The 22808-nt window shown below is 59.8% G+C and carries 19 protein-coding genes and 1 pseudogene; 9 read left to right on the top strand and 11 right to left on the bottom strand.

Annotated elements, in window-relative coordinates:
* The first annotated feature begins 68 nt into the window (after positions 1 to 68).
* The gene (locus tag AC13QE_RS05210; RefSeq protein WP_488482893.1) at positions 69 to 272 is read left to right on the top strand and encodes a hypothetical protein; all 204 of its coding nucleotides are present in this window, start codon (positions 69 to 71) and stop codon (positions 270 to 272) included.
* Between the two features lie 272 nt (positions 273 to 544).
* Positions 545 to 2389 (top strand): ABC transporter ATP-binding protein, encoded by a 1845-nt coding sequence (locus AC13QE_RS05205; protein ID WP_488482892.1) that lies wholly within the window; start codon positions 545 to 547, stop codon positions 2387 to 2389.
* Between the two features lie 68 nt (positions 2390 to 2457).
* On the opposite strand, the gene leuA is transcribed toward AC13QE_RS05205, so the two are convergent.
* Both leuA and AC13QE_RS05195 read right to left on the bottom strand, forming a co-directional pair.
* The gene (leuA, locus tag AC13QE_RS05200) at positions 2458 to 4164 is read right to left on the bottom strand and encodes a 2-isopropylmalate synthase (RefSeq protein WP_488482891.1); all 1707 of its coding nucleotides are present in this window, start codon (positions 4162 to 4164) and stop codon (positions 2458 to 2460) included.
* A gap of 328 nt (positions 4165 to 4492) precedes the next feature.
* Positions 4493 to 5677 (bottom strand): benzoate/H(+) symporter BenE family transporter, encoded by a 1185-nt coding sequence (locus AC13QE_RS05195; protein WP_132717172.1) that lies wholly within the window; start codon positions 5675 to 5677, stop codon positions 4493 to 4495.
* A 191-nt stretch (positions 5678 to 5868) separates the two neighbouring features.
* Between AC13QE_RS05195 and AC13QE_RS05190 the strand changes: the two genes are divergently transcribed.
* The 3 genes from AC13QE_RS05190 to AC13QE_RS05180 are packed head-to-tail and all read left to right on the top strand — an operon-like array spanning position 5869 to position 8216.
* Entirely contained in the window at positions 5869 to 6654 is a 786-nt protein-coding gene (locus AC13QE_RS05190; RefSeq protein WP_488482890.1) for a DeoR/GlpR family DNA-binding transcription regulator, read from the top strand.
* A 22-nt stretch (positions 6655 to 6676) separates the two neighbouring features.
* Positions 6677 to 7867 (top strand): MFS transporter, encoded by a 1191-nt coding sequence (locus tag AC13QE_RS05185; protein ID WP_488482889.1) that lies wholly within the window; start codon positions 6677 to 6679, stop codon positions 7865 to 7867.
* On the top strand, positions 7833 to 8216 hold the full coding sequence (locus AC13QE_RS05180; RefSeq protein WP_488482888.1) for a VOC family protein: 384 nt from the start codon (positions 7833 to 7835) through the stop codon (positions 8214 to 8216). Before AC13QE_RS05185 ends, AC13QE_RS05180 begins: the two co-directional genes overlap by 35 nt.
* A 199-nt stretch (positions 8217 to 8415) precedes the next feature.
* On the opposite strand, the gene AC13QE_RS05175 is transcribed toward AC13QE_RS05180, so the two are convergent.
* Positions 8416 to 9003 carry an ATP-dependent Clp protease proteolytic subunit gene (locus tag AC13QE_RS05175; RefSeq protein WP_132717176.1) on the bottom strand — a complete coding sequence of 196 codons (588 nt, stop codon included), beginning with the start codon at positions 9001 to 9003 and terminating at the stop codon, positions 8416 to 8418.
* Between the two features lie 231 nt (positions 9004 to 9234).
* Here AC13QE_RS05175 and AC13QE_RS05170 point away from each other — a divergent pair, with 231 nt between their 5' ends.
* The gene (locus AC13QE_RS05170; protein WP_132717177.1) at positions 9235 to 10038 is read left to right on the top strand and encodes a DUF2076 domain-containing protein; all 804 of its coding nucleotides are present in this window, start codon (positions 9235 to 9237) and stop codon (positions 10036 to 10038) included.
* 59 nt (positions 10039 to 10097) lie between these two features.
* Here AC13QE_RS05170 and queF read toward each other — a convergent pair whose 3' ends face one another.
* Both queF and AC13QE_RS05160 read right to left on the bottom strand, forming a co-directional pair.
* Entirely contained in the window at positions 10098 to 10562 is a 465-nt protein-coding gene (gene queF / locus AC13QE_RS05165) for a preQ(1) synthase (protein WP_015340658.1), read from the bottom strand.
* A gap of 1 nt (position 10563) precedes the next feature.
* Complete coding sequence (locus AC13QE_RS05160) at positions 10564 to 11478, bottom strand: cation diffusion facilitator family transporter (RefSeq protein WP_488482887.1); 915 nt, start codon at positions 11476 to 11478, stop codon at positions 10564 to 10566.
* A gap of 403 nt (positions 11479 to 11881) precedes the next feature.
* On the opposite strand from AC13QE_RS05160, the gene bluB reads away from it, so the two are divergent.
* Positions 11882 to 12622 carry a 5,6-dimethylbenzimidazole synthase gene (bluB, locus tag AC13QE_RS05155; protein WP_488482886.1) on the top strand — a complete coding sequence of 247 codons (741 nt, stop codon included), beginning with the start codon at positions 11882 to 11884 and terminating at the stop codon, positions 12620 to 12622.
* Positions 12623 to 12661: 39 nt separating this feature from the next.
* Here the strand turns inward: bluB and AC13QE_RS05150 are convergent, their stop codons facing one another.
* From AC13QE_RS05150 to AC13QE_RS05135, 4 genes are all read right to left on the bottom strand, one after another.
* Entirely contained in the window at positions 12662 to 13297 is a 636-nt protein-coding gene (locus AC13QE_RS05150; RefSeq protein ID WP_488482885.1) for a glyoxalase superfamily protein, read from the bottom strand.
* A 117-nt stretch (positions 13298 to 13414) separates the two neighbouring features.
* On the bottom strand, positions 13415 to 14200 hold the full coding sequence (locus tag AC13QE_RS05145; RefSeq protein WP_488482884.1) for a TIGR02117 family protein: 786 nt from the start codon (positions 14198 to 14200) through the stop codon (positions 13415 to 13417).
* A gap of 54 nt (positions 14201 to 14254) precedes the next feature.
* Positions 14255 to 16444 (bottom strand): anthranilate synthase, encoded by a 2190-nt coding sequence (locus AC13QE_RS05140; protein ID WP_488482883.1) that lies wholly within the window; start codon positions 16442 to 16444, stop codon positions 14255 to 14257.
* 266 nt (positions 16445 to 16710) lie between these two features.
* Positions 16711 to 17076, bottom strand: coding sequence for an antibiotic biosynthesis monooxygenase (locus tag AC13QE_RS05135; RefSeq protein ID WP_488482882.1), 366 nt, complete (start codon positions 17074 to 17076; stop codon positions 16711 to 16713).
* Between the two features lie 122 nt (positions 17077 to 17198).
* Here AC13QE_RS05135 and AC13QE_RS05130 point away from each other — a divergent pair, with 122 nt between their 5' ends.
* On the top strand, positions 17199 to 18098 hold the full coding sequence (locus AC13QE_RS05130) for a LysR family transcriptional regulator (RefSeq protein ID WP_488482881.1): 900 nt from the start codon (positions 17199 to 17201) through the stop codon (positions 18096 to 18098).
* A 15-nt stretch (positions 18099 to 18113) separates the two neighbouring features.
* On the opposite strand, the gene AC13QE_RS05125 is transcribed toward AC13QE_RS05130, so the two are convergent.
* Both AC13QE_RS05125 and AC13QE_RS05120 read right to left on the bottom strand, forming a co-directional pair.
* Entirely contained in the window at positions 18114 to 19637 is a 1524-nt protein-coding gene (locus tag AC13QE_RS05125) for an ABC-F family ATP-binding cassette domain-containing protein (RefSeq protein WP_488482880.1), read from the bottom strand.
* Between the two features lie 421 nt (positions 19638 to 20058).
* Positions 20059 to 22314, bottom strand: coding sequence for a TonB-dependent hemoglobin/transferrin/lactoferrin family receptor (locus tag AC13QE_RS05120; RefSeq protein WP_488482879.1), 2256 nt, complete (start codon positions 22312 to 22314; stop codon positions 20059 to 20061).
* Positions 22315 to 22588: 274 nt separating this feature from the next.
* Here AC13QE_RS05120 and AC13QE_RS05115 point away from each other — a divergent pair.
* A pseudogene (locus tag AC13QE_RS05115) lies at positions 22589 to 22808 on the top strand (extensin family protein); the annotation flags it as partial.

The following is a 22808-nucleotide window of genomic DNA, read 5'->3' as shown; positions in this document are numbered from 1 at the left end:
CCAGCCGGTCGATGGATAATAGGGCGCGGTAATCGTGTGGGGTCCGATAGTCTTGCTGGAGTTTCGACATGTCCGACGTTCTGCTGACCATTCCTGAAATCGACAGGCGTATCGCAGCGATCAGGGAAAATCTTCGCGAACTGATTGAGCAGGCAGCAGCCTTTTCCGGCGCTGCCGACGAAGAGCGGGCGTCCGAGCGGATAGCCGAACAGGAAGAAGAGCTCGAGCGTCTGACGAAGCGACGCGATGAACTTGCCAAAGGCCAGGTCTGAGCAAAATTCACCATTGAAACATATATATTCTCGGACGACCTCAACGCGAGCCGTGTAAAGGACGGTATTCGCTCATATATGTCGAACGATCCCCGATACAATTGCTGCTGACATCGGCACCGATACAAGCTATGTAGGTTGCAGCGACCAATGAGGAGAGCACTCTGATGAAAAATCACGGCACAGGAAACCACCGCTGAGAAGCAGTGCCGTGAAGGGCTGCTTTATCGGCCCGACCATCAGATTGATATCTTCGCCCGTGGAGGGCACTCATGTTTCGTCGCTTCGAAGAGCTTGTCGATCCATTTCAGGATCATGACCAGCCGCAACCATCATCCAAGGCCTGGCGCTATCTTCTAAACAACCTTCGCCCGTTTCGCACAGTCATGGCGATGAGCCTCGGCCTGACTGTCATCGGCGCCGTCATCGAGATCTGGCTCATCGGCTATTCCAGCAGGCTGGTGGATAATCTGGCTGTCGCCCGGCGGGAAGACTTTTGGGTATCCGAAGGGTTGGGCTTGCTCGCTGCAGCAGCCCTCGTCCTGATCGGAAGGCCGCTTGCCGGCTATCTCCGCGAAAGCCTGGATGACATCGCATTCCGGCCCAATGCCGAGACCCTGTTCCGTTGGCGGGCTCACCGTCATGTCCTCCGGCAATCCGTCGGCTGGTTTCGTCAGGATTTTTCCGGGCGCATCGCGAGCCAGGTGCGCGACATCGGTACGGCGGCAACGGGCGCCGCCTATGCGGTGCTGCACACCCTGTCTTTCGTGACGATCTATGTGGCCGGTTCGCTCTGGCTGATGGCCTCGATCGACCCGCGCCTGATCTGGCCCCTCGCCGTCTGGCTTCTCTGCTATCTCGCACTGATGTCCTATGTCATCCCTCGCCTGCAGGAGGCCTCCGCGCAGTATCAGGGAGCCTATGCCGAGCTGACGGGCATGCTGGTCGATAGCTATGCCAATATCGACCTCATCAAGCTTTTTGCCGATGCCAGGGCGGAAGACAAGGAAGCCCGTCGTCGTTTCGCTCAAACCCGCGAGACATTCGTTCGGGTGCAGAAGCTTGAGGTGCTGGTCAATTCGAGCATGCTGTTCCTCGGCAGTTTCCTCATCGTCGCGCTAGTCGGCTATGCGGTCGTCCTCTGGCAGTCCGGCGGAGCGCCACTCGGGTTGATCGCGGCATCACTTGCCTTAAGCTTCCGCATAACCGGCATGGCCGAATGGATGCTGGATGCCGTTTCCTCGCTCTTTGCCCACCTCGGCGCCATGCGGCAATCACTGTTGACTGTTTCGCAGCCGCTTGCGATTACCGATGCGCCAGACGCAAAGCCGCTTGCCATAACCAAGGGCGAAATCGTCTTCCGGCAGGTCACGCATCACTACGGCAAGGGAGACGGCGGGCTGGACAACGTTTCGCTTCGAATTGCGGCGGGCCAGAAGGTCGGCCTTGTCGGCCGCTCCGGCACCGGCAAATCGACGCTAGTCAATCTGCTGCTGCGCTTCTTCGATCCAGAGGCAGGCACCATCGAAATCGACGGGCAGGATATTCGGCAGGTGACGCAGGATAGCCTGCGCCGGCAGATTGCCGTGGTCGGCCAGGAGGCATCGCTCCTTCACCGCTCCATCCGCGATAACATCGCCCATGGCAATCCGCACTTTTCGGAAAATGCGATTCTGGATGCCGCCGAGAAGGCTGCCGCCAGCGATTTCATCGCGGGCCTGCGGGATCAGGAAGGAAGAACCGGTTTCGACGCGCACGCCGGCGAACGTGGCGTCCAGCTCTCCGGCGGTCAGCGGCAGCGCGTGGCGATTGCGCGCGCTATCCTGAAGGATGCCCCGATCCTGGTGCTCGATGAAGCAACCTCCGCCCTCGATTCCGAAGTCGAAGCCGAAATCCAGGATACGCTCTACGGCATCATGGAAGACAAGACCGTGATCGCCATCGCGCATCGCCTGTCAACCATCGCGCGCATGGACCGCATCGTCGTGCTCGACCACGGCCGCATCATCGAGGACGGCACGCATGCGGAACTGATCGCCCAAAACGGCATCTACGCAACGCTGTGGTCGCACCAATCCGGCGGCCTCATCGAAGAGGATGAGCCAGCGGCCGACTGATGTGCAATAAAAATGCCCCCTCGAAAACGAGGGGGCCTTCAAACCAGAACTGGAAGCAAGCCAGAGCCTTAGGCCGCCTTGACTGCAAGCACCCGGTTCGCCGCCGATACGATCGCCTCGAGAGACGCCGCGACGATATTGGTGTTGATGCCGGCGCCGAAAAGCTTGCCGCCCGGATAGGAGACCTCGACATAGGAGATCGCCGCAGCGTTGGAGCCGTGCTGGAGCGAATGCTCGGAATAATCCTCGACCGACATCGGAATGCCGAGATAGATCGAGAGCGCATTGATGAAGCCGTCGATCGGGCCGTTGCCCCTGCCCTCGATGCGCTTTACCTCACCATTGTCGGTGATTTCGGCCGCGACGATGCGCTGCCCCTTGTGCTCGGGATCGGCGAAAGTGTGATGATCGACGAAGCGGAGCCGTGCGTCCGGCTGCGTCACATAGCGCTCGATGAAATGCTCATAGATGCGCTTGGACGGCAGTTCCTTGCCTTCCTCGTCAGTGATGCGCTGGATTCCCTCGCGATATTCCACCTGGAGATTGCGCGGCAGATTCAAGCCGTAGTCCTGCTGCATGATATAAGCGATGCCGCCCTTGCCGGACTGCGAGTTGATGCGGATGATCGCCTCATAAGTGCGGCCGACATCCTGCGGGTCGATCGGCAGATACGGCACTTCCCACACCGGATCGTTGGCGACCTTGGCGGCCTTCATGCCCTTGTTGATCGCATCCTGATGCGAACCGGAGAAGGCGGTATAGACCAGCTCGCCGACGTAAGGATGACGCTCGCCGATCGCCATCTGGTTGGAATATTCGAAGACTTCCTTCATGCGCTCGATGTTGGAGCAATCGAGCTCCGGATCGACGCCCTGCGTGAACATGTTCAGCGCCATGGTGACGACATCGACATTGCCCGTGCGCTCGCCATTGCCGAACAGCGTGCCTTCGACGCGATCGGCGCCGGCCATCAAGGCCAACTCAGCGGCGGCGATGCCGGTGCCGCGGTCATTGTGCGGATGCAGGGAGATGATCAGGTTTTCGCGGTTGTCGAGATTGCGGCACATCCATTCGATCTGGTCGGCATAGATGTTCGGCGTCGCCATTTCGACCGTCGACGGCAGATTGATGATCAGCTTGTTGTCAGGCGTCGGCTTCATAACGTCGATGACGGCGTTGCAGATCTCCAGCGCCACATCCAGCTCGGTGCCGGTGAAGCTCTCAGGCGAATATTCGAAGCGATAGCCGCCGCCGGCCTTGGCAGCCATATCGCTAATCATCTTGGCGGCATCAACGGCGATCTGCTTGATGCCCTGCACATCCTTGGCAAACACCACGCGACGCTGCAATTCGCTGGTGGAATTGTAGAAATGCACGATCGGCTTGTTGGCGCCTTCCAGCGCTTCGAAGGTGCGGGTGATCAATTCCGGGCGGCACTGGACGAGAACCTGCAGCGATACGTCGGCAGGCACATTGCCCTGTTCGATGCACCAGCGGGCAAAGTCGAAGTCGGTCTGCGAAGCCGACGGGAAGCCGATCTCGATTTCCTTGAAGCCCATATCCAGCAACAGCTGGAACATGCGCGCCTTGCGGTCATGGCCCATCGGGTCGACAAGCGCCTGATTGCCGTCGCGCAGGTCGACCGAGCACCAGATCGGCGCCTTCGTAATGGTCTTGGACGGCCAGGTCCGGTCGGGAATGTTGATCTGGGGATAGGCGCGGTATTTCACCGCTGCTTCGGGCATGCCTTTGGGGGAATGGCTGTTCGCGTCCATGGTCTCGTCTCTTCCTTTCCCGTCATTTTATCCCGCGTCTTAGCCGATCGGATGCGGCTTGGCGATGACAAATGCGGACCCTTTGCGGGTAAGCTATCGATTTTAGGGTAAGTCGCGAGGAGCGATGGCCAGCGGGCTTTTCGGCCGCCGGGCGCTCCTCAAAGGACCCGGCAACCGCGCGTAAGGCCGAGGAGGAGAAGCGAGGTAAGGGCGCGCGTATTGTCACGCAGGGCAACGCGCCCACGTGCAATCTGTTCGGAAATCTTTGCGCCATTCAGCTTCATGGCCGCGCTTATAGCCGCCGGATCAAAAAGAAGCAACCCCTCGCCTACTTCTTCAGCATCTGCACGCCGCGCGACAGCGCCAGCATCAATCCGCCTGCGATCAGCCCCCAGAAGGCGCCGGAGATCCCGCCGAAGGAAACACCCGATGCCGTCACGAGAAAAGTGATGGCGGCCGCCTCGCGCGATTCCGGCTGCTGGAAGGCGTTCAAGGCGGAATTGGAGAGCGCACCGACCAGCGCCAGACCGGCAACCGCCTCGATGAGAACAGGCGGCGCCAGCGCCACGAAAGCCGTAACCGCGCTCGCCAGCAATCCGAGGATCACATAGCCAATGCCGGCGACGATCGCCGCCCAATAACGCCGCGCGGGATCGGCATGCGCATCCTGTCCGGCGCACATGGCGGCGGTGATGGCCGCCAGATTGACGGCATGACCTCCAAAGGGAGCGGCAAGCAGCGAGAACACGCCGGTCACGGCAAACAGCGGACCTGGCTTCGGGTCGTAATCATGCACCTTCAGCACCGCAATGCCGGGAATGTTCTGCGACGCCATCGTCACGATGAACAGCGGCAGCGCTATGGACACAATGCCGGCAAGCGTGAAGACCGGCTTCACGAATTCGGCCGTCGGCAGCAGCGAATGTTCGAGCGAAGCAAAGGCGCCATCGGGTATCTTCACGCCGAAGGCCAGCACCAATGCAAAGGCAGCAAGCGCCGCCGGCACCGCCCATAACCGCTTGAAGGACCCAACGACGATCCAGGCAAGGATGATCGGCAGGCCGAAGGCAGGATTGAAGGCGATCGCCTTCACCGGTGCGAAGCAGAGGCCGAGCAGAACTCCGGCCAGCATGGCATTGGCAAGCGGTGCCGGGATGGATGCGACCGCCCGGCCAAAAGGCCGAAAAAGCCCGGCAACAACGATCAATATGCCGCAAACGAAAAATGCACCGACAGCTGTCGGGAAGCCGCCCTCGATCGCCCCTGCACTCGCCAATAGCGCCGCGCCAGGCGTCGACCAGGCAATGCTGATCGGAAGCTTGGTTGCCATGCTGAGAACGATGGCGCAGAGGCCCATCGCAACGGAAAGCGCCGTCAGACCGGAGGCCGCCTGTGCATCCGTGGCGCCCACCACCTGCAGGCCGTGGAAGACCACGGCGAAGGAACTGGCAAAGCCGACAAAAGCCGTAAGGCATCCCATGAACAGGCTTTGAATGGAAAAATCTTTGAGCATGGCGGCGGAGACTCAGGGGCGATGATCGATTGAAACCGCATGGAGCATCACAAGCATCGGGCGTGCAAGTGCAGTTCCGGACGAAGTAACGGCGGCAAGGTCGAATCGACCGCCGTCTATATCAAGCATGATTCAAATCGTGTACAAATATGCAAATTGACTATCTCGTTTATGCACGTTAATGCATGATTATGAGCAATCCACTCCCCTTGTCCCGCCGGGACGTCATCGAAGCGCGGCTTGCAGAGGGCCGGCAGATCGTGGCCGCATCTCTGGCTGCCGAATTCAACGTGTCCGAAGATGCCGTGCGCCGCGATCTGCGGGCGCTTGCCGCAGAGGGCAAATGCCGCCGCGTCTATGGCGGCGCGCTCCCCCTGCTGACACCATCGCAGCCCATGGCCGCCCGCGTCGGACAGGAATCAGGCCGCAAGAAAGCCTTGGCCAAAGCCGCCGTCGCAATGATCGAGCCGGGTGAATTCCTGTTTTTCGACAGCGGCAGCACCAATCTCGCAATAGTCGATCTTCTGCCGAAGGATCTGAAAGCGACCATCGCGACGAATTCCATTGATATCGCCAGTGCCATCATGAAGCGCGGCGACATCCCGCTTGTCCTGATCGGCGGCGCAGTTGATCCCATCGTCGGCGGCAGCGTCGATGCGTCCGCCGTTGCGGCCATCGAAGCCATGAACATCGACCGTTGTTTCCTGGGTGTCTGCGCCGTTTCGGCAAGAATCGGCATCAGCGTGTACGAACATGCAGATGCGATCTTCAAACGGACGCTACTGAAGAGAAGCGCTGCCCGCATCGCCTTGATTACTTCGGAGAAATTTCACGAACGCGCACCGCACCGCATCGGTGGCGCCGATGATATCGACTGGCTCGTTGTCGAGGATGACTTGCCTGCCGCAGACGAAAAAGCGGCCGCCGACGCCGGCTTCTCGCTCGTCAAAGCAAGCGACGTCACCTCATCCTCCTGATTTCGAAAGACAAGAAATGACCATGCAATCCACGGATCAGCCGGAAACCCGGCTGGCAACACGACTTGCTTTTCTGGTCGGGGGCTTCGCTCTCGCCTGCTGGGCGCCCCTCGTCCCTTTCGCCAAAGCTCGCCTCAGAGTCGATGACGGCGTGCTGGGCATGCTGCTGCTTTGCCTCGGTCTGGGCTCGGTGGCGGCGATGCTGGCGACCGGTATGCTGAGCGCCCGATATGGCAGCAAGCCGATCATCATCGCGAGCGGACTCGGCCTCGCACTCATTTTACCAACACTAGCCGTGGCCAACTCGCCGTTCACCCTGGGCCTTGCGCTGGCGGCCTTTGGCGCCTGCCTCGGATCGCTCGACGTTGCCATGAACATCCACGCCGTCGAAGTGGAGAAAGGCGCAGACCGGCCACTAATGTCCGGCTTCCATGCGTTGTTCAGCATCGGCGGTTTCATCGGTTCCCTGCTCGTCACGCTGCTCCTGTCCGTCAAGGCCGGCCCTCTCGCCGCCACGCTTCTAAGCTCGACCGTGATGGTCGTCGCCATACTCGTCACATGGCCCCGCCTGCTTCGGACCGTCCCCGCGGAAGACGCGCCGCTTTTCGTCATGCCGCGCGGCTTCGTGCTGCTGCTCGCCGCGCTGGCAGCAATCACCTTCCTCGTCGAAGGCGCGATCCTAGACTGGAGCGCCTTGCTCCTCACGACGCAGGACCGGGTCGACGCGAGCCATGGCGGTCTCGGTTACATGCTGTTTGCCATTGCGATGACGATCGGACGGTTGAGTGGCGATGCCATTACAGTAAGGGTCGGAGACAGGGTGGTCATGCTATGGGGCGGCGTGATTGCAGTTACAGGTTTTGTCGTCCTCCTGCTTAGCCCAATTTCGATCCTCGCAATGGGTGGTTTCCTGCTGATCGGTCTTGGCGCCTCCAACATCGTCCCGGTGCTCTTCCGCAAGGGCGGCGCGCAAAAGGTCATGCCGGCAGGCTTGGCCGTCGCGGCCATCACCATGACGGGATATGCCGGGGTGCTCGTCGGCCCCGCCGGCGTCGGTTTTGCGGCGGATCATCTTGGCCTGCCCGGCGCATTCTGGATGCTCGCCGCACTCCTCTGCGTCGCACCTCTCTGCGCCGGTATCGTCACCCGCAATCACGAACAGGAACAGGGAGAGACCAATGCGGATCGCTCATACCGCTCTATGGACGCATGATCTCGATGCCGCCGTCGATTTCTGGAAGACCTATTTCGGCGCGACCGTCGGCGAAGCCTATCGAAGCCTGCGACGGCCTGGCTTCGTCTCCCGTTTTGTTTCCTTGCCTGGAAGCGACGACCAGATCGAACTGATGACCGGTCCCTGGCTTCCCCGCGACTCGCAGAGTGAACGCATTGGCTGGGACCACATTGCCATATCGCTCGGCAGCAAAGCTGCGGTTGATGCGCTGGCCGAACGATGCAAGGCGGATAATTGCCTGAAATCCGCGCCCCGCACCACCGGCGACGGCTTCTATGAGGCTGTCATCACCATGCCTGAGGGAATACCGGTAGAGATCACCATCTAGGAGGCGCACTCCGCTTGAAACTTAAGCTTTCGAGTTCGCCGCTCCCGGAAACGTTGCAACTCCAGAGTGGCGAAGGCTGGCGGCGGAGATTTCTGCCGCCAGCTTTGGGCTTTCGATCAAAACTACTTCATCGCAAAAACGCCCCCGCCAGCCTTCCGGCAAGCGAGGGCGCTTAATTCCATCGGGAAAACCCGTCAGATCAGATTTCTGCCTGCGAGGTCACGATGCGCGAGACCAGGCCGTAAGCCTTGGCTTCTTCAGCAGACAGCCAGTAGTCGCGATCCGTGTCCTTGGCGATCTTTTCGATCGGCTGGCCGGTGGCTTCCGAGAAAATCTTGTTCAGGCGCTCGTTCATCTTGATGATCTCGCGTGCCTGGATTTCGATGTCGGAGGCCATACCGCGCGTGCCGCCGGACGGTTGGTGCAGCAGGAAGCGCGTGTTCGGCAGGCAAATGCGGCGCTCCTTGGGAACGGAGACATAGATCAGCGCACCGGCGGAAGCAACCCAGCCCGTACCGATCATCCAGACCTTCGGCTTGATGAACTTGATCATGTCGTGAATGGAATCGCCTGATTCGACGTGACCGCCGGGCGAATTCACATAGATGCGGATATCATCGTCGCTGGCAGCGGAAAGCGCCACGAGCTGCGAGCAGACCTTCTGCGCCAGTTCCTGCGTGATGCCGCCATAGATGAAGATCGAACGCGACTTGAAAAGATTCGCCTCCGCGTCCTTGCCCAAGGGCTGCTCGGTCTTCTTGTCTTCCTGTTCGTCTTCGTCGTTCATTCAACTCTCCAGCATGATGCGTCGTTCACCGCACATAGTGCGACTCAATGCGTAAAACAATGCCGGAAAAAGACAAGGCGGGAATAGCGACTGACAACATGGTGTTATGATTGCGGATTACCGAAATGTAACTTGAATGGCTTTGAAAAGCCGAGATTTGATCCTACGTCAGGTCAGCGCGGTTAGAAATCGCGCCCCTAATTTGCAGCACGGATAGCCAAGGAGGCCATCATGTCGCCAGAAGAACGTCAATTGCTCGCTTCTCTCTTCGATCGCGTGCGCGGTGCCGCCAGCACGCCCCGCGACGCCGATGCAGAGGCCTTCATCAACCAGGCGGTCCGCGACCAGCCCTATGCGCCCTATTTCCTGGCGCAGGCCGTCATCATGCAGGAACAGGGCATGAAGGCTGCGGCCGATCGCATCCAGCAGCTCGAAGCCCGCGTGCACGAACTCGAGCAGCAGGGCGCCGACACCCATCCGCAAGGCCAGAGCGGCGGCTTCCTGGGCGGGATCGGCTCGCTCTTCGGTGGCGGCCAGCAGCGCGCCGTAGCTCCACAGGGCGGCAATCCGCAGCAGCAGGGCCGGCTCTATGACGATTATGCCCGCAATGCGCCTCAGCCCGGCCCTTGGGCTGGCCAGCCGCAACCATCCGGCCCGTGGAGCCAACAGGCATCAGCGCCTTCGGCCGGCGGCAGCTTCTTGCGCGGCGCGCTTGGTACGGCGGCCGGCGTGGCCGGCGGTGTGATGCTGGCGGAATCGCTCTCCAGCCTCTTCAGCCCGCATCTGGGCGGTACTGGCGGCGGCCTCTTCGGCGGCAATGCCGGCAGCGGCCTCTTCGGAGGCACGGCGGCCAATGCTGCCGAGCAACCGGTGCAGGAAACGATCATCAACAACAACTATTTCGGCAATGACGATAATAGCGACCAGAATGATCAGAGCGCGGCCGATTACGCCCAGGATGCTGCCCAAGACGCTCAGGACGACGATTATGATGACTCGTCCTATGACAACGGCGACGACAACTCGTTTGCCTGAGCCGCAGTCTGATCGCATCTAGCAGAAAAGCCGCCATCTCCGGATGGCGGCTTTTTCATTCAGCCTCGGCCGCGATAGGGCTGCACGCCCTGATCCGGCAGCCACACACCCTCCGGCGGCTTGCCGGTCTGCCAGAAGACGTCGATCGGAATGCCGCCGCGCGGATACCAATAAGCACCGATGCGCAGCCACTTCGGCTGCAGCAGATCCACAAGGCGCTTGGCGATGTAGATCGAGCAATCCTCGTGGAAAGCACCATGATTGCGGAAGGAATGCAGGAAAAGCTTCAGCGACTTCGATTCGACCAGCCATTCGTTCGGAATGTAGTCGATGACGATATGGGCGAAATCCGGCTGTCCCGTCATCGGGCAGAGCGAGGTGAATTCGGGCGCTGTGAAGCGCACGACATAATCGGTGCCGGCATGGCCGGACGGCACCTTCTCCAGAACGGCTTCTTCCGGGTTGCTGGCGGTCTCCGTCTGGTTGCCGAGCATCGACAGGCCGGACACATCGGTCTTTGGCATCTCAGGTCTCCTTGATCACTTTGACGCGGATACCATGGGCTTTCTCGCCCTCCGGCTCCACATGAATGGTTATTTCGGCGCCCGCATGGATCGCCCGTATGGCATCTTCAAGGCGGTCGCAGATTCTGTGTGCCTCTCGCACCGGCATGGCGGCGGGCACGACCATATGAAAATCGACGAAGGTCACTGCTCCTGCCCTGCGCGTCTTGAGATCATGCACGCCGAGCGAACCCTCGGCATTCCCCGCGATCGCACTCTTGATAGTCTCCTCCTCTTCCGGCAGGACGGCCTTGTCCATAAGCCCATCGATCGAAGTGGAGATGACCTTCCAGCCCTGGTAGAGAATGTTGATGGCAACAAGAATGGCAAGTACGGGGTCGAAGATCGGCTGGCCGGTGCCGAGCGCCAGCAACAAGCCGATGAGCACGCCGATCGAAGTATAGACATCCGACATGATATGCTGGCCGTCCGCCGTCAGTGCCGGTGAGCGGTGCGTCCTTCCGGCGCGGATCAGCGTCAGGGCCCACACGCCGTTGATGACGCCGGCGACGAAGTTGATGGCGAGACCCAGCACAGGCGCCTGCATCGGCTGCGGATTACCGAGATGCCCGACCGCTTCCTGCACGATCATCAGCGCCGCAACGACAATCATCACGCCTTCGGTAACAGCAGAGAGATATTCCGCCTTGTGATGCCCGAAGGGATGATCGTGATCGGCCGGCTTCTGGGCATAACGGATGACGAAAAAGGCGATGAAAGCGGCAACGACATTGACGAGCGATTCCAGTCCATCGGACAGAAGCGCAACGGAGCCTGTCAACCACCAGGCCAGCATCTTCAGCCCCATGACGCCGAGCGACAGCGGAATGCCCCAAAGGGCGAGCCGCCTGATCGTATCGTTTCCCTGACTGTTCATGCCCGTCTCCAAATGCCCCCACGCCTGCTTATGCGAATGAATTGCAAAAAAGGCGCCGTTGAAATGCAAAACCGCCCGCGCGGATTTTCGCGCAGGCGGCTTATTGACGGTCCATATGGGCCAGGACTTCGCGTTTGTCAAAGGCAGTCACCTTTTCACACCACAATTCGTTGCCGATGTGCGGATTGAAGGAAGCGCCATCCGGGCAGTCCATTCGCGGAACATGAGGAAGACGTTTCCCAAACCGCCGTTCCACAACAATTGGAAGCCGATAATGCGCTCGCCTGTGGAAAATCGTCCTGCTAGTTTGGCTTGCCATCCAGCACTAAGCTGTGCTTCAGCCTGGTGTGCAAGGGTCGTCGATACCGGCCGATACGCCGCCTAATAAAAATCATGGTTGAACATGCCCGCTCCTGAAAAGACTGCCGATGCTACACCGTCCATCGCCGACGCTCCCGCGGGTGTGTCGGACCATCTGGTTACAGCCGGGGCATTTTCGGAGGGGGAACGCAGCGCCGTCTATCGCGCCATCGAGACGCGGCGCGACGTGCGTGACCAGTTCCGGCCCGATCCCCTGCCCGACGATCTTGTCCGGCGCTTGCTCAAGGCCGCTCATTCGGCGCCGTCGGTCGGTTTCATGCAGCCGTGGAATTTCATCCTGATCCGTCAGAGCGAGACGCGCGAGCGCGTGTGGCAGGCCTTCCATCAAGCCAATGAGGAGGCCTGTGCGATGTTCGAAGGCGATCGCCGCGCGCAGTATCAGCGGCTGAAGCTGGAAGGCATTCGCAAGGCGCCCCTCAGCATCTGCATCACCTGCGACACCAAGCGCGGCGGTCCCGTCGTGCTCGGCCGCACCCACAATCCGGATACCGATGTCTATTCGACGGTCTGCGCCGTGCAGAACCTCTGGCTTGCGGCAAGGGCCGAAGGCGTCGGCGTCGGATGGGTCAGCATCTTCCACGAGGATGCCATCAAGGCGATCCTCGGCATACCCGAACACGTCAAGATCGTCGCATGGCTCTGTGTCGGCTATGTCGACGAGCTCTACGATATGCCGGAACTTGCGGTGAAGGGATGGCGCGACCGTCTGCCGCTCGACAAGCTGGTCTTCGAGGAAGGCTGGCAGGACTGCGAGGATATGTGACGGTGGCCGCTCTGCGGCAATCCTCGACGGATCAAAATGTTACGACCTGAACGTAACAAACGAGATCACGTTTCCATCGGGATCGCGCACGTGAAAATCGGTGCCTCCCCAAGCTTGCTTGGTGAGCGGCTGCGCAAACTCCACGCCTTTCGCCTTGAATTCCTCGAACAATCCCTGGACGTTCGAAACCTCGATCGACGCCAGGATCAGCGCGCCCTCTTTCGCCGCAGCAGCTGCAAAATAGGGTTCATAGACGAGCCGCAGGTGAATCCGGATGCCATCACGCGACACGGCACCGTAGAATGGCGGCAACCCATGCAGAAATTCCTCCACAAAGCCAAGCTTCTCCCTGAAGAAGACTGCGCTGACCGTCACATCCCGCACGAAAAGGATCGGAACCACTCTCTTGAAAATCGGCGGTTCTGCCAATGCGGCCGGCATCTTCAGCGCGTCCGCTGCGACGGACTTCAATTCCGCCCAGCTCCCGTGGCCCGCTTCGACCGCAACGATCTCCTGCGCCAGCGTTAGGGGGAACTTCATCGCCAGGATCTCGCGATCCGTCAACTCCTTGAAACGATCGAGCATTCGGACTCTTCCGCCAATGGAATAGTCGCGCTCACGGTGCCAGCGCATCAAGAGCTTGGCTTGCTTGCGATAGGTATCGAGGGTTGGCATGGGCAGACTCCTGCTGAGGATATCAGCGGGCAGGCCTAGCCCTTTCGGCGCGATGCCGATGTGCCCCACAGGAACGGCGCAAAGATTAGGATACAACCTGAAGCAAGTCAAACCGCCTCAAGGCAGGGCATGGCGTGCTACAAAGCGTTCATCGTCATTATGCAGCCTCAGGGACATTCGCAGCATCAAGGGCAAGGATGTCCAAAGGCCGGAGGTCAATCCCGCCTGCCTCAGCGCGGCAGCCGTCCAGGTGTTGCAGCCCATCAAAGCATTGAAATAGCCCCGCGCTTCGAAGAACGCATCGTTGGGTCCGTAGTTGCTGCCAGGCAGAGATATCGGGCCACTGTCAAAGCGATCGAAACTGCCGAGAATGAACTGTTTGAGCCGCTCCAGCCCGGCGGCATCGAGGTTGATCGCAGTGACAGCCGGAGCATCCAGCGGGATATCGCCTGCGAGCTCCACATGAATGACGGAACGGTCGAGCGCGAAGCTCTTCAGCACGGGACCCGCCTTCAAATCAGCCCACGTGCGCGTCTCTGTATAGAAGCTCCTGCCGCCCCAGCCGAAGATGAGATAGCGCAGGTTGGGATTGTCGAGATCGAGCCCGGCCGGCCGCAGGAAGGCGAAGCGGCTCAGGAGATCGGCATCGACGGGAATGGCAATGTCCGTATGGATGGGGTTGCTGAGCATGAGGACTTGCTGGGAGCGTTCGGTGCGGACAGCCGGCCCGTCATGCCAGAGCGGCCGTGGCACGACGATGCCGAGACCGACGAGGAGCACGACAGCAAGAACGACGTAGAGAACGCCCTTGAATATCCTTGAGATCACCGACTGAACGCCCCCGCCATCATTCAATCTCTTCAGCGGTTTATTGGCTCTTTCAAGGCATAAAAATAGTCCCATGCACTTTTTCCGAGTGCATGGGACTATCAAACTTCCGAATTCTAAACGCCAACCTCAGGCGGCCTTCGTCTTTGCCCGGCGCGCCAGATGCGCCACGACATTCTCGATCATCCGCATGCCGGCATCACCGCCGAGCGTCATGATCGATTCCGGGTGGAACTGGACGGCTGCGATCGGCTCCTTCACATGCTCGATGCCCATGATCGTGCCGTCTTCGCTCTCGGCCGTGATCATGAAGTCGCGCGGCAGGCTCGACGGATCGGCAAAGATCGAGTGATAGCGGCCAACGGTCACTTCGCGGCCAAGACCGGAGAAGACCAGACCGGGCTCCAACACTCGGATGCGCGAGGGCTTGCCATGCATCGGGATCGCCAGATGGCGCAGCTCGCCGCCGTAGGCTTCGGCCAGCGCCTGTAAGCCCAAGCAGACGCCGAAGATCGGCAGGTTGCGCGCCCTCGCCTTCTTGATCGTCGCCTTGCAATCGAAATCCTTCGGATTGCCGGGACCAGGCGACAGCACGACGAGATCCGGATCGAGCCGGTCGAAGACTTCTTCCGGCACCGGCGTACGAACGGTCGAAACCGTCGCACCCGTCTGGCGGAAGTAGTTGGCAAGCGTATGGACGAAGCTGTCCTCGTGATCGACGAGCAGGATCTTCACGCCCTTGCCGACGGAAGCAACGTCCCGTTGCTGTTTGCCGGAATTGCCGGTCTTGGCGTCACGGATAGCGGAAAGCATGGCGGAGGCCTTCAGTTCAGTTTCGGCTTCTTCTTCCTCGGGGATCGAATCGTTGAGCAGCGTCGCGCCGGCCCGCACCTCGGCAATGCCGTCCTTGATGCGAACGGTGCGCAGCGTCAGGCCGGTGTTCATGTCGCCGTTGAAGCCGACCATGCCGATCGCGCCGCCATACCATGCGCGCGGGCTCTTCTCGTGGCTCTCGATGAAACGCATGGCCCAAAGCTTCGGCGCGCCGGTGACGGTGACGGCCCAGGCGTGGCTCAGGAAGCCGTCGAAGGCGTCCATGTCGTCGCGCAGGCGACCCTCGATATGATCGACCGTGTGGATGAGGCGCGAATACATCTCGATCTGCCGGCGGCCGATGACCTTGACCGAACCCGGCTCGCAGACACGGCTCTTGTCGTTTCGATCGACGTCGGAGCACATGGTCAGCTCGGACTCGTCCTTCTTGGAGTTCAAGAGCTTCAGGATCTGCTCGCTGTCGGCGATCGGATCGTCCCCGCGCTTGATCGTGCCCGAAATCGGGCAGGTCTCGATGCGGCGGCCGGATACGCGCACGAACATCTCAGGCGAAGCGCCGACGAGATATTCCTGATTGCCGAGATTGATAAAGAAGGAATAGGGAGACGGATTGATCGCCTTCAACCGCTTGGAAATATCCGACGGCTTGCTCTCGCAGCGCTCCATGAACTTCTGGCCGGGCACGACTTCGAAAAGATCGCCCTTGCGGAAGCTCTCCTTCGCCTTGACCACCAGCTCGGCATATTCGCCCGGGCGATGATCGCTCTTCGGCGGAATGGCATCGGTGTGCCTGAATGGCTCGGGCGCGATCTCGCCCGACTTGCCCTCCGTCGATACGTCGCCCTTGGCGAAATCGTACCGGTCGATCCAGGCCTTGGCGGAATAGTTGTCCACCACCAGGATTTCGTCCGGCAGGTAGAGCACCATGTCGCGCTGGTCGTCCGGTCGCTTGAGCTTCAGATCGATCGCGTCGAACTGGAAAGCCAGATCGTATCCGAAAGCGCCGTAAAAGCCGATGCTGGCATCGGCCTGCGAATAGAACAGCTCGGTGACGGCACGCAGCACGGTGAAGACCGTCGGCATTTTCGAGCGCTCTTCCTCGGTAAAGACGCGATCCGGCGTCTTTACGGTCAGATCGAGCCGGCGCGGCGTCGAAGCGCCGAGAACGACCTCCGAAACCGTCTTCAGCTTATCCGCGATGAAGCCGAGAATGATTTCGCCGCGCTCGTTATAGGCTTCGATCCAGACATCGCGCCCATTGCAGGACAAGCCGAGCGGCGGATCGACGATGGCGGTATCCCAACGCGTATAACGGCCGGGATATTCGTAATTGGAGGAGAAGACCGCGCCGCGGCGCTCGTCGAGTTTGTCGATGTAGGACAAAACCGCATCCGCATAGGGCGTCGGCCGACGCTGCCGGGTGACGGTGATGCCGCCCTTCGTCTCGTAGATCTCCGCACCATCATCCCGAAGGATCGTTACCATTGTTCCTCACTCCGTTATCGGGCCCGGACGACAGGCGGCCAATATAACAAAAAAGCCGCCTCGAAATCTCGGGCGGCTCACTCGTCGTCTTTGAACACGATTGGTCGAGGCCGCCTCAGCGTGCCCACCACCAAACCGCAATGTTGTTCAAGGACATGTTCATGGCGGGAATTGTTAGCGTGAGATGCCGCGATGCGCAAGCGGAAGATGGAAGGAAAGTTTCCGGCATAAGAAAGCACCGTCCGCTCGCGATCGATCAAGGTTCCTTAGACGCGACCACTTTCGGAATGTCCGAGCTTCGGCAAAACCAGATCACCAACGGTGTAGGTGTGAAATTCGCTCGTCGAAACCTGGTCGAGCCTGCGGAATTTCTCGACAAAGACCGGATCGGAAAAGAATTCATCGACATTGCCGGCGCCCTTGATGGCTTCGATATTCACAACCGTAAGACCGTCCGTGCTCTTGGCGAGATTGCTCCAGAGGAACCCTTCTTTCCTTTCGGCGACGTAGTGAACAACATCCTGGATCACCCGGAAGGCTTCCTCCTGCTTGCCGGGATGAACGTGGATGACATTGACGATGAAGGTAGTCGGCAGCGGCTGGGCGATGAAATGTGCAGAGTTCGTATCCATTGCGGTTCCTCTAGAAAAGCGGCGTCCTTGCCGCGCCGACACTGGATATCGGGGTTAAGATAGCGGATAAATGATCCGGTATTCTCATAAGATCGGAATTATATTCCGCAATCGGAGTGGCGATGGACAGGCTTGGAACGCTCGGCATCTTTGTGCAAACGGCGGAAGGCGGCAGCTTCGTCGCGGGCGCGCGACGGCTTGGCCTCTCCAGTTCCGCCGTGGGCAAGGCGATCGCCCGCCTCGAACAGGAGATGGGGGTCCGCCTCTTTCACCGCTCGACCCGCAGCATGACCCTGACAGAAGAAGGCAGCTTCTTTCTCAACACCTGCCGGCGCATTATCTCCGAGTTGGATACGGCTCAGGCAGAGCTTTCGAAATCGCATGCGGCTCCTCGCGGTCATCTTCGCGTCAGCCTACCCTTGGCCGGAATGCTGCTGATGCCGGCAATATCGGCGTTCATGCGCACCTATCCCGATATCACGCTGGATCTGGATTTTACCGACCGGCTGGTCGATGTGATCGAGGAGGGATTCGATGCGGTCATCCGCACCGGCGACGTCAGGGATACGAGGCTGATGAGCCGCAAACTCGGGACGTTCCGCTTTCAAATCGTCGCCGCACCCAACTATCTGAAAGCGGAAGGAACCCCGCTTACACCTGAAGACCTGCTTCAGCACAAATGCCTGCATCACCGCTATCCCAGTACGGGCAAGCTGGAACCATGGCCTCTGGTGCGTAATGGAGAGGAGTTGCGGCTCACCTTGCCGACGACGACGATCGCCAGCACCATCGAGCCGCTCATCCATCTCGCCGAGAATGGCTTCGGCATAACATCTTTGCCGTCCTTTGCCGTCAGCGCACAAATCGCCGATGGCCGGCTCGTGCCACTGCTCGAAGACCATATCGGGAAGACAGGCATCTTCCGCATATTGTGGCCCACAAGCCGCTATCTCTCTCCGAAAATACGGGTCTTCGTGGATTTCATGGCGGCCAATCTGTTTTTGGGTCAGTTGGCCGCCTGAAGATTCCGCCCTCGTCTACTCTTGCGCTCTGGCGGCTTCGAAGAACTCCTCGGGACCATCCACCTCGACCAGCCGCTTCCGGTCGATCAGCCAGAAGCGATTGCCGATAGATCGCACGAAGCTGCGGTCGTGCGAGACGAGAAGGCAGCTAGCCTCATTTGCCGTCAGCTCGCCCTCCAGCGCCTCCTGGCCATCGATATCCAGATGGTTTGTCGGCTCGTCCAGGAGGTAGAAGTTGGGATTGGTCAGCCGCAGCACCAGCATGGCAAGCCGCGCCTTCTGCCCGCCAGATAGGCGGCCGATCTCTTTGCCCTGCATATCGATATTTATCCCGACCCCGACCAGCAGCGTGCGGGCACGTTGCTCGCCGAGCTCGAACAGGCGCGTGACCATGCCGAGCGGCGTGTCCTTCTGGTCAAGATTGGAGAGCCCCTGATCGCTGTAGCCGAGCACGATGGATGGCGTCGGCTTGATCGTACCGCCGACCGCCTGATCGGCAATCGCCCTGCGTATCATCTCCACGAGCCGCGTCTTGCCCGCGCCATTCTGCCCGAGCAGCACGATGCGGTCGCCCTGGCAAATCCACTGCTGACCGGTCTTGAACAGCAGCGTACCGTCAGGCGTGGTCACCGACGCATCCTCCAGCGTCAGCAGCACCTTGGCGTGGATGCCCCGATTGGCGAGCTTGATCGAACCGGAGGAGCGCTCGCGGTAACCCGGCCTCGCGCTATCCTCCAGCTTCTCGGCCCGAGCCTTCAATTGCTTCGTCTTCACCGTCAAAAGATCGCTGCCGGAGTTGACGCCGAGATTGTAGAGCTTGGCCGCCTGCTTGCGCAGTTGCTGTGCCGTCTTCATCTCCTTCTGGTAACGGCGCTCATCCGAGGCATCGACCTCGTCCAGCGCCGCACGCGCCTTGCTATATGGCAAGGCGTAGGTTGGCGACTGGTCCTGGCGCAGGAACAGGGTTCGATTGCAGACGGCATCGAGGAAGGCGCGGTCGTGGCTGGCGATGATGACGGGCACGTCGCGCGGCAAGGCATTCAGCCAATCCTCCAGCAGCGCGATCTTGGCGAGATCGAGATGGTTGGTCGGCTCGTCGAGCAGCAACACATCGGGCTCGGTTACCCAGACGCGGGCAAGCATGGCAAGCCGCTGCCAGCCGCCGCTGAGCTGCACCAATGTTCTTTCCCGCATCGCCGCCGGCACGTCGAGCGAATCGAGAGTGACGTCGACACGCCAGCTCTCGCTCTCTACCTGCTCCTTGGGCAAAGCGCGCAGAACGGCGTCATAAAAGGAGACATCCATCAGGGCCGCCGGCACATTCTGTTCGACGTAGCCGACGCGCAAGCCTCGCGCGCGGGTGATCTCGCCCGTGGTCGGCTCCTGCCTACCCGTGATGCAGTTGAGCAGCGTGGTCTTCCCGCGTCCATTCGCGGCGACGATGCCGACGCGGTCACCGGCATCGATGGTGAAGTTGAGATTGGAAAACAGCGGCGCACTCATGGTGACGCCGAGATTGCGGAGATTGATCAGAGTCATGGTCTTTTCCGGTCTCGATCGAGCATCTCAAGGCATTGCCGGCGGCTTCTTTTGCCGCGCTAAACCGATGCCAAAGGCCCAAGCAGGCCAATACTCGAAAACATGTCATGACGCGGCTGCGCAAATACGCCGGCTCACGTCGCCCAAGGGGCAGACCAGGAGGAATGAGTGAGAAACAGCCTCTGATCAGCCCTGCAAACGCATCTGCAGGGCACGAGTCGGACCGAACTGGCGAATATGCCAGACTATCTTGGTCATATGGTCCTCCTCTCTTTTTTCTCGACGGGTTGAAGACTGTGGGCGTCAAATAGCATCGAAGCCTGCGATTTACAATTGCGCAATTTTCCCGATGCCACGCAAGAGGGCAAAAAAGAGGGCGATGCCGAAGCACCGCCCAAGTTTGCTGCATCGATGAGGTGGCTTAGAACCTCTGCGTCAGCGTCAGCTTGAAGGTCCGGCCGGGTTCGGAATAATAGGAAGCAGGCTGGGTCAGCGTGCCGCTATAGGACGGCGCGTTGAGAGCGTCGTAATAGGTCTTGTTGAAGATGTTGTAGACGCCGCCGCGAATGCTGAGCCCCTTCACCTGCTCCGGCTCCCACCAGGCAGTCAGATCGAAGACACCATAGCCAGGGGCCTGCAGCGTGTCGCCTGTCTTCTTCGCCTCGCGCGCCGCAGTGACGAAGGTCAGGTCCGTTCCCCAGATTTCGGTCGCATAGCCGACGGTGAAGGCGGCCTTGGCCGGAGCGACGGAATTGATCCATTGACCGGTATCGGAGTCCTTGCCGTTCACATAGGCGACCGAGCCCTTTATGTGGATGCCGTTGTCGAACTTTTTGCGCGCGTTGACCTCGACACCGAACATGCGGACGTTGGCGCGATTGAAGTATTCGGTAATCCCGAGCGGATAGGTGCCCGTGGGATCGCGATAGTTCAGCGTGTCGATGAAGTTCTTGTACTTGTTATAGAACGCACCGATATGGCCGCCGAAATCGTCGTCACCAAGGTTGGTGCCGATTTCGATGCCGTTGCTGGTTTCGGGCTTCAGGTCGGGGTTGCCGTAGGTGACATAACCGCCGGGCACGCCGTAGTTGACGTAGAGTTCGCTGACACTGGGCGCACGGAAGGCCATCGCCCATTGCGCATAGAGCTCGACATTGTCCTGCGGCTGATAGGAGGCGCGCAGCTTCGGCGAGAAGCGGCTGTCGGATTGCCCGGAGGGCAGGCCGTTATAGTTGGCGCTCTCGCGATAGGCGGCCGTGTTCTTCGGCGAGTAATCGTACCAGTCGAAGCGAAGACCCGGCGTCAAATAGAAATTGCTGGAGCCCAATTCGATCTTGTCGTCGATGAAGACGCCGACGCGCTTGCCATCGACATCGGGCATATCGGACTGGTTGGTGTGCAGGAAGGCGCAAGAAGCACGCCAGCGAGGAAGCGCGCAGCTATCCTCACCGGCCGAGTACTGGTGAACCTTGTCGAAGGCAACATCGAGACCAAAAGTGACTTGGTGATGCAGGCTGCCGGTGTCGAAAGACTTCGATGCATTGCCGGCGAAGCCGATGCTGCGATCTTCCATTTCATTGCGGCGCCAATAGTCGCCGATGACGGAGGTATAGCGATAGCCTTCCACACCGCCTTCACGCAGAAGATTCTGCCAGTAGAAAACGGCATTGGCGGTATCGAGCAGCGAATCGGCACTCTCGGCTTCATATTTGTAATCGAGCGAAACGCGATTGCGCTCGACATTGTCTTTCCCGTTATAGTTGCCGGGCCGGAAGTTTCCGGTCGGGCTCTGCTGGGTCATGAGATCGGTGGTTTTGTCCTTGTTGTAATGCTCGGCCGTGATGCCGAAGGTGCCGATGTCGGTATATTGACGGATCTTGAACAGGCCACTTCTCTGATTGTAGTCAGCCGGGTTAGCCTCGGTACGCTTGGTGGAATAGCCGCCGATATCGCCGTTGTTCTCAAGCTCATGACCATGCGTGTAGCCGCCCTGGAAGAGAACGGCGGTATTGTCGATGCGCTTGGTAACCGCGGCTGAACCGCCGAGGCTGCGGTCGTCGCCATTATAGCCGAACTTGAAAACACCGCCCCAGGTAGAACCGGGCGCAATCAGATCTTCCGGCTCCAGAGTGCGAAGCACGAAGGCACCACCGAGAGCGCCTGAGCCGGCACGGCTGGAATCGGCGCCGCGCACGATATCGACGCTCGAAAGTGCATTGAAATCGAAGCTGTTGACGCCACCATTGCCACCATTATTGGCGCCATTGGCGTTGCCGCGCGAAGCATCGAGAAGGAAAGGAATTTGAATGCCGTCGACCGTCGTCAGCACACGGTCATCACCGAGGCCGCGAATATTGACACCACCGGTAGCGCGGTTGAAGCCGACGCCGACCTCGGTGCTGCGGCCGAGATCCTCGATACGTGTGATTTGCTTGTCGTCGATGTCCTGAGCCGTCGTCTCACTTGTGGTCGGAGAGTCGGCAAGCACATCCTTGTTTGCCTTGCCCTTCCCAGTCACCACAATCGGTTTCAGATTGGTGACGCGGTCGCCCTTGGCGGCCTCGCCCGTCGCCTCTTCGTTCTGAGCTGCGGTCTGCGCAAGAGATGTCGTCGCCAGCCCGAGCGCGAGAAACGCGGTGCATGCCAAAAGAACCGAGCGGGATCGCCGGACAACCATAACCATTCCTTTCGAATTGCTTCACCGGGCTGGCTGGTTGCTGCGTCGAATGCAGGCAAGGGGCTGGCTAGGTTATCTTGTTAACGGGCGGAAATATCCCGCCTTCTTTCTGCCGCATAAAAAACATGAGTATTATTGTCAATATATTCGGCGTGCATAATCATGAATAAAATTGTCATCTTTTAAGACAAGAAGCGAACGTTGCTGAATTGCAACGAAATCACAGCTTCGCGCGTTCTATCGGCATCATCATTAGAATTGGCTGAATTACTTGATGCTGTTTAGAATTATCTCATTAGTCTCCGCCGCCGCCCTTCTCATCGCCACGTCTCTCCCTCAGACCGGCCCGATACCCGAGCAAAAACCCGATCAGGAACAAGTTCAGCCGGATGGCAAAGCGCCGATCCCTGCAGAAAAACCCGCAGCATCACCAAACGGCCCCGTCATTCCGGCGGAAAAACCGACGGCTCAACCGGAGGAAAAGCCGGCGTCAC

Source organism: Martinezella sp. CNPSo 3957, from assembly GCF_057784395.1.
Note: the sequence above shows the minus strand (reverse complement) of the source record. Positions and strands in the feature narration are given on the sequence as shown.